8 protein-coding genes are annotated in these 7,867 nt (G+C 58.0%); all 8 read left to right on the plus strand.

Going from position 1 to position 7,867, the window contains the following annotated elements; genetic code table 11:
- Positions 1-464 (plus strand): scabin-related ADP-ribosyltransferase (locus tag V7773_RS29970; protein ID WP_442963502.1); only part of this gene is annotated, 464 nt, incomplete at its 5' end.
- Entirely contained in the window at positions 461-856 is a 396-nt protein-coding gene (locus V7773_RS29975; RefSeq protein WP_336076471.1) for a hypothetical protein, read from the plus strand. The genes V7773_RS29970 and V7773_RS29975, both read left to right, overlap by 4 nt.
- Positions 857-1,106: 250 nt before the next feature.
- A complete protein-coding gene (locus V7773_RS29980; protein ID WP_336076472.1) occupies positions 1,107-1,505 on the plus strand; it encodes a hypothetical protein in 399 nt (132 codons plus the stop codon).
- 342 nt (positions 1,506-1,847) lie between these two features.
- Positions 1,848-3,101, plus strand: coding sequence for a cystathionine gamma-synthase family protein (locus V7773_RS29985; protein ID WP_092150581.1), 1,254 nt, complete (start codon positions 1,848-1,850; stop codon positions 3,099-3,101).
- Positions 3,102-3,252: 151 nt separating this feature from the next.
- The gene (locus V7773_RS29990; protein ID WP_336076473.1) at positions 3,253-4,683 is read left to right on the plus strand and encodes an amino acid permease; all 1,431 of its coding nucleotides are present in this window, start codon (positions 3,253-3,255) and stop codon (positions 4,681-4,683) included.
- A gap of 59 nt (positions 4,684-4,742) precedes the next feature.
- Positions 4,743-5,627: a LysR substrate-binding domain-containing protein gene (locus tag V7773_RS29995; protein WP_092150574.1), complete on the plus strand. Its 885-nt coding sequence runs from the start codon at positions 4,743-4,745 to the stop codon at positions 5,625-5,627.
- A 30-nt stretch (positions 5,628-5,657) separates the two neighbouring features.
- On the plus strand, positions 5,658-7,022 hold the full coding sequence (gene thrC, locus V7773_RS30000; RefSeq protein ID WP_336076474.1) for a threonine synthase: 1,365 nt from the start codon (positions 5,658-5,660) through the stop codon (positions 7,020-7,022).
- 11 nt (positions 7,023-7,033) lie between these two features.
- Positions 7,034-7,471: an Lrp/AsnC family transcriptional regulator gene (locus V7773_RS30005; RefSeq protein WP_053125728.1), complete on the plus strand. Its 438-nt coding sequence runs from the start codon at positions 7,034-7,036 to the stop codon at positions 7,469-7,471.
- Positions 7,472-7,867: the final 396 nt, after the last annotated feature.

The following is a 7,867-nucleotide window of genomic DNA, read 5'->3' on the forward strand; positions in this document are numbered from 1 at the left end:
AGCAGGATCCGGCGGCGAAGGTAGCTGTTAGTCGAACAGAACCCAAGCTGCCTACTCCTAAGAAAGAAGAGGATTTTCTGTACCGCGGTGATGAACGAGAACCAGAAGATGTTTTTGAAAATGGCTTTAAAAGCAAAGGTAAAAGCAAGGATCTATTTTTACACTCTTTGGATAGTGATTGGCCTCCTAGTTACTATATTAGTACCTCCTACTCACGAAATGTGGGGAAGAAGTTTGCCACTGGCGAGTACACGAGGATAGGGTACTTGTATACATTGCAAAAAATCCCAGGGCATGATCTACAAAAAGAGCTGGGAGCTGCATATTTGTTCGGGGCTGAAAAAGAGATTGCAATTCCAGGTCGTATAAGTAACGAGGATGTGCTTGGTGCAACCTTAATACTTGATAATGGAAAGGAATTTGGTTACTCCATCCCTAACCCTAATAGGAAGATAAAAAAATGATTTCTACAGTGGAGGTGCAGGTATCTAGAGAAGGAAAAAAGGAACGTACCTGTCTTGTATGTGACTCTAACAAAATTGCGATTACTTTCTGCGCGACAGATGGTGTCGACAAAACTTATGTAGGTGGAAATTTTTATAAGTGCTTTGCGAGTCTTAGGCGAGATAATCCAGATGTTACCTTTTTCTGTAAAGGTGCCAAGAGAAATGTTCATCCGTCGGGCATGTCGGCACAGATGTCGCTTGGGCTAAAAGCGTATGAGTTGAGTATGGGTATCACCCCATCGCTCGATGATATTGTTTATATATTTGACTATGATGATAGTAACTTGTCGAGCGATCCGAGTGAGCAAGAAGTTTTCTTTAAAGAGTGGGTTGAATCTCGTTTGTTATAGATATGGGTATGAGATGGCAATTCCCGGTCGGGTAGGCTCATTAGTAACTAACCTCTCCCAACCTCGCCCTCAGCCATCGTTTGACTATTCCCACGCTTCCAAGTGGGAGTGCTGCAGGGACGCACCACGTTCCGCTTCTGGATGTGACGCAGAGCATCACGGGATGCATTTCTACGCAGGAGCGTGGGAATGATCGAATAAGATAAAGCTCTATGTAAATACTCAATATCTATTTTTGACGGGTAATGATATGACTTCTAGAAACGTGAAAATTGAAATTGACGGCGTCGTTAAGAACGCAGTTTTTGAATGTGACCAAAAAACTACGGCTATGACCGTGATGATGCCAGATGGATTAGTAAAAAAATACGCAGCAGCGGATTTGTATTTGTGTTTAGGAATGGTTAGAAGAGATTTTCCGGATGTAAAATTTTTATGCAAGGGAGCTAAAGTTAATGTGTTCCCTTCACGAATGTCTTCACAAATGGCCGGTGGTGTAGTTGCTTATGAAGTCCGTTGGGGAGAGGCGGCAGGTAAAAATGACATAGTCAACATTTTTGATTATGAAGATAAAGACTTAACCAGCGATATTGCAGAGCAGGCTGATTTCCATCGACGCTGGCTGCACTCTTTGAGCGTTGGGTCGTGATTTTCCCCCGCCGGCTGTGAAGCACTTCCTATCATTTTTCAGTGCTATGACCCCTCGCGCCCTCCCGCACAGTAGAAAATCAACGCCGCCCCCAATGTGGGAGCGAGCTTGCTCGCGATAGCGGAGTGTCAGTCACATCAATGGCAACTGATCCACCGCTATCGCGAGCAAGCTCCCACAGGTTCATCGGTGATTCGCCGGTCGCTACTCGCCTTCAGCCATTAAAAAAACCACCCCTTTGGCACCGATAACATCGTTTCTCGGCCGCGCGGCTTTTCCCTATATTGGCCCTCAGATCCGGTGGATGGCTCAACGTCCACCCCCTCAGTGTGAGTAGCCTCAATGAACAATAAACCTGACAGCACAGGGCTTGATAATGCGGGAGCAGGAACCCGGGCGGTTTGGGGTGGGGAGCAGGTCAGGCACCCCTACAACGCCACGCAGACCCCCATCGTGGCCAGCGCCGCGTACGGTTACGACGACATCGACGTCTGGTACGACGTCGCCTTGGGCAAGGCCCCCGGTTTTATCTACAGCCGCATGAGCAACCCGACCGTCGAGACCCTCGAAGCCAAGATTCGCGAGCTGGAAATGGCCGAATCCGCCGTGGCCTTCAGCAGCGGCATGGCGGCGATCAGCAGCGTGCTCTACACCTTCCTGGCCCATGGCGATCGTGTGGTGTCGACCAAGGACAGTTACGGCGGCACCAACAAGATCTTCGAAGAGTTCCTGCCGCGCACCGGCGTGACGGTGACCTTGTGCGAGACCTTCGATCACGACGATCTGGAGCGTGAAATCGCCAAGGGTTGCCAGGTGCTCTACCTGGAAACCCCCACCAACCCCACCCTGAAAATCCTCGACATCCCGCGCCTGGTGGCAGCGGCCAAGCGTGTCGGTGCGGTGGTCGTGGCCGATAACACCTTCGCCACGCCGCTGAACCAGAGCCCACTGGCCTTGGGGGTGGACGTGGTGATTCATAGCGCGACCAAGTTTCTCAGCGGCCATGGCGACGTGCTCGGTGGCCTGGTGTGTGGCAGCGAAGCCTTGATGGCCCAGGTGCGGCATTATCGGGAAATCAACGGTGCGAGCCTTGACCCGTTCTCGGCCTACCTGATCATCCGTGGGATGAAGACCCTGGCACTGCGCATGCGCCAGCAGCAACACAGCGCCCGGGCCCTGGCCGAATTTCTCTGCACCGAACCGTTGGTGGAGGCGGTGAATTATCCCGGCTTGCCCAGCCACCCGAACCACGCCGTGGCTTGCGCGCAAATGTCCGGTTTCGGCGCCATCGTCAGTTTTGTCCTGGTCGGTGGCATGGACACGGTCAAATTGCTGCTGCCACGCCTGCGCTTCGCCCATTGCGCGGGCAACCTGGGCGCGGTGGAAACCATCTACGGTCCGGCCCGCACCACCAGCCATGTCGAGAACACCTTGGAAGAACGCCTGGCCCTGGGCATCTCTGAAGGCTTGGTGCGGGTTTCGGTCGGCATCGAAGACACGGACGATCTATTGGACGATCTGAAACAGGCCTTCGCCTTCGTCAAAAAGACCCTCACCCCGCAACTCAATGAAGCCCCTATCGAGACCGCAAGCTGAAGTTTGAAAGTTGGTACCCCGCCACAAGGCTGTGAGTGGGGCGTTCATGAATAGGAATAATAATAAAGCTTAGTGGCGATGCACTTTTACTCTGCCCAATAACTTGTCGCGGACGTTAATGCGCGCCCTAACAACTTTCATGAGAACAACCATGTCCATAAAAGAACAACAACTTAATACGCGTGCCGGTTTTAAACAGGAAATGCAGACGCGCCATATTGTCATGTTGGCATTAGGCGGCGTCATTGGTACCGGGCTGTTTCTCACGTCCGGGTATACCGTCAACCAGGCCGGCCCCATGGGCGCGGTGATCGCCTACATCATTGGCGCGCTGATGGTCTACATGGTGATGATGTGCCTGGGGGAACTGGCGGTGCAGATGCCGGAAACCGGCTCGTTCAGCACCTATGCCACGCGTTTCCTCGGGCCCGGCACCGGCTACACCGTGGCCTGGTTGTACTGGCTGACGTGGACGGTGGCCATCGGTTCCGAGTTCACCGCGGCCGGCATCCTCATGGCGCGCTGGTTTCCCGACACACCGGTGTGGATCTGGAGCGCGCTGTTCGCCGGCGTGGTGTTCCTCTCCAACGTGATCTCGGTGCGTTTGTTCGCCGAGACCGAGTTCTGGTTGTCGTTGATCAAAGTGTTGACCGTGGTGGTGTTCCTGCTGATTGGCGGTGGCGCGATTCTTGGCCTGTTGAACATCGACCAGGCCCACAGCATCGGCTTGAGCAACTTCACCCGCGAAGGACTTTTTCCTACCGGTTTCATGCCGATTGCGATGACGCTGCTGGCGGTGTCCTTCGCGTTCTCCGGCACTGAGCTGATTGGCATCGCCGCCGGTGAAACCAAGGACCCGCAACGCAATGTGCCACGCGCCATCCGCACCACGGTGCTGCGCCTGGCGGTGTTTTTCGTCGGGACCATTTTTGTCCTGGCGACCTTGTTGCCCCGCGAGCAAGCCGGTCTGGTCGAAAGCCCCTTCGTCACAGTGTTCACCTACATCGGCATTCCGTACTCGGCCGACATCATGAACTTCGTGATCATCAGCGCCCTGTTGTCGGCGGCCAACTCCGGGTTGTACGCCGCCTCGCGGATGCTCTGGACCCTCAGCGACCAAGGCCACCTGCCCAAGCAGTTCTCGGCCCTGACCCGCATGGGCACGCCGCTCAACGCGATCATCGTCAGCATGGCCGGCGGCGCCGCTTCGTTGCTCAGCAGCGTGTTTGCCGCCGACACCATCTACCTGGCGCTGGTGTCGATTTCCGGCCTGGCCGTGGTGGTGGTGTGGATGAGCATCGCCGCGAGCCAGATCGCTTTCCGGCGTCACTATGTGGCCAACGGCGGCGACATTCGCAAACTCAAGTTCCGGGTTCGCGGCTATCCGTGGGTGCCGCTGGGGGCGCTGGTGTGCTGCAGCCTGGCGTGCATCGGGATCGCCTTCGACCCTGAACAACGGGTGGCGCTGTACTTCGGCTTGCCGTTCATCGCCTGGTGTTACTTCGTGTATTACATTACCCGCAAAAGCCGCGAGCGACGCTTGTCGGTTGCCCTCGTGGCACAACCGTCCGACGCGTTCTAAGGCGCGTCGACGGGGCGGGCAAACGTGCCCGGTGCGTGGGGGTCAACGAGGTCCAGATCATGAAGCAAAAAACGTTGCCCCCATTGAATTGGCTGCGGGCGTTCGAAGTGTCGGCGCGCTGCCTGAACTTCACCCACGCCGCCGACGAACTGTTTTTGACCCAGGGCGCGGTCAGCCAGCAGATCCGCCAATTGGAAAGTCACCTGGGGGTGGCGCTGTTCAAGCGCTTGCCCCGTGGCCTGGGCCTGACCGAGGAGGGCCAGGCCTACCTGCCGGTGGTGCAGGACGCGATCACGCGATTGGCGGTGGGCACCAACGAAATCTTTGGCCAGCACAAGCGCCGGCCAATCAAGGTGCGCGGCAGCCTGGCGTTTTTCGTGCACTGGCTGGCACCGAAACTGGTGGATTTTCGCCAGGTGCATCCGCATGTCGACATCCGCTACATCAGCAACATCTGGGTCAAGGAACTGGACGGCGAGGACGACATGGAAATTCGCTGGGGCCACGGTCAATGGCCCGGCCTGGTGTCGCAACGCCTGACCTGGGACACCTTGTTCCCGGTGTGTTCGCCAGCCTTGATGACGACGCTGAAGGTGCCGGCGGACGTGGCCAAGCATCCGTTGCTGCACGTGCTGGGCTACGAAGAGGGTTGGGGTTACTGGCTGAAAATGGTCGGTGCCGACTCGGTGGATTCCTCGACCGGCATGCAGTTCGACACACTGGTCTGCACCTTGCGCATGGCTGAACTGGGGCAGGGCATCGCCCTGGCGCGGTCGTCGATGGTCAGTGACATGCTCGGCGACGGACGTCTGGTCGAACCCTTCGCCCAGCGCATCGAGGCCAGCGAATCGTTTTACCTGGTGCGCAGTTCCGGGGCCGAGCAACACCCGGACGCGGTGCGGTTTTCCACCTGGCTGGTGGAGCAGGCGCATCGTTTCAAGTGAGCCGTTTCAAGTGAATATCCGGAGTTGACCATGCGCTATGTGAGTACCCGAAATTCAGCCGTGCAGGTCGATTTCGAAAAAGTTGTGCTGTCGGCCATCGCCGAGGATGGCGGGCTGTTCGTCCCCGTCGAACTGCCGCAGTTCGAACCCCAGGACATCGCCAACTGGTCGACATTGTCCTATGACGAACTGGCCTATCGGGTGATGCGTCCGTTCGTGGGCGAGGCGATCCCCGAGGCCGATTTCAAGCGGGTGCTCAAGGAGGCCGGCAGCCAGTTCAGCCATCGCTCCCTGGCGCCGTTGCATCAGGTGGATCGCAATGAATGGGTCCTGGAATTGTTCCATGGGCCGACCCGCTCCTCGAAGGACTTTGCCGCGCAATTGCAGGCGCGGCTGGTGCAGTACTTTTTGCGCAAACGCGGGCGTCGTGCCGTGGTGGTCGGTGTCACCAACGGCGACACCGGCCTGGCCGCCATCGAGGCCTTCAAGCACTGCGACGAGACCGATGTGGTGGTGATTTATCCCGAGGCCGGTGTACCGCAAGACCAGCTTCAAGACCTGCAAGCGACGGCCCATCCGCGGGTTCATCAAGTGGCTGTCGATGGCAGTTTTGATGAGTGCCAGACCTTGGTCACCCAACTGTTCCGACAGCACGAGGCGATCAGTTTCAATTCCAGTAACTGGGTCAGCGTCATGGCGCAGTTGGTGTTTTATTTCCATGCCGTGTTGCAACTGGGCGGCGGTCAGCGGCCCATCGGTTTCAGCGTGCCCGCGGCGAGCTTTGCCGAAGTCTATGCCGGCTACATCGCGCAGAAGATGGGCTTGCCCATCACGCAGATGATTGTTGCGACCAATCAGAATGACGCGCTGCATCAGTTCTTTTTGAAGAACCATTACTCGCGATTGCGCGCCAGCAAGACCCTGTCGCCGGCCATGGACTTGTCGATTTTTTCCAACCTGGAGCGGTTTCTCTGGGAGCTCTATGGGCACGACGACCAGGCCGTGAGCGCACTGATGCACACCTTCGAAACCCACGGCGAAATGACCATCGCCAACGAGTTCTGGCTGCAGGCGCGGATGATCATCGACTCGTACGCGGTCAGCGATGAGCAGACGCTGGAAGAAATCACCTCGCTGCATCGCGACACCGGCTACGTCATCGACCCCCACACCGCCACCGGCGTGCTCGCGGCGCGCTTGTACCGGCGCAGCCTGGTGGCGCCGATGGTGACCTTGGGCGAGATCTCCCCGGTCAAATCGGCGGTGTTGCTCGGCGAGTTGGGGATCCACATCGCGGCGCGACAACGCCCGGTTTCCGAACATGGCCCGGCGCAGATTCATCGCCTCCAGCCGGACGACCTCGGTGCCCTTCATCAACTGCTCGGCGCCCTATAACCGGAGGCCCCATGAAGCGAATTCTCGACCCCCTCGACGAACGCATCATCGCCGAACTGCGCCTCAACGCCCGCGCCGCCCACGCCGAACTGGCGGCCAAGGTCAACCTCTCGCGCAACGCCGTGCGCCAACGCATCGAACGCCTCGAACGCGACGGCGCGATCCAGGGCTACACCGTGCGCACCGGGGAGGGCGCGCAAGCGTCGTCGAACATCAACGCGGTGATCTTCGTCTACCGCTACGACCGCATGCGCGGTGCCGAGGTGTTGCAAGCGTTGCAGGCCATGCCGGAAGTGCTGCAGTGCGATGTGATGAGTGGCGAGTTCGATTTGATGCTGCGGGTGGGCGCGGCGAACCCGGAGCGGGTGCATAAAGTGTGGAAAGAGATCTCGGCGTTGCCGGGGGTGGAGAACACCGTGACGTCGTTTGTGCTGTCATCGGTGGTCTAGGCGCGCTATCCGCTGCTGATGCCCGCAGACGCCCCAGCCACCACAACCCCCGTGGCGAGGGAGCTTGCTCCCGCTGGGCTGCGAAGCAGCCCCAACCCGATTGACCGCAATCTACCTGACCCACCGCGCTGGCCAATTCCAGGGGCTGCTGCGCAACCCAACGGGAGCAAGCTCCCTCGCCACAAGAGCGGCCGGCGGTGCATCAGCCAAGCAGGTGCATGTCCAGCACCAATAGACCAAGCACTGAAAAACCTGTGGGACCGAGCTTGCTCGCGATAGCGGTACACCAGCCGCCATCGATGTACCTGACCTGGCCCCATCGCGAGCATGCTCGCACACAGGAGGAATGTGCCCAACCACCACAACCCCCGTGGCGAGGGGGCTTGCTCCCGCTGG

It is taken from the genome of Pseudomonas sp. 3JA (genome assembly GCF_036961705.1).
In the GTDB taxonomy this organism is placed as follows: Bacteria; Pseudomonadota; Gammaproteobacteria; order Pseudomonadales; family Pseudomonadaceae; genus Aquipseudomonas; species Aquipseudomonas fluorescens_Q.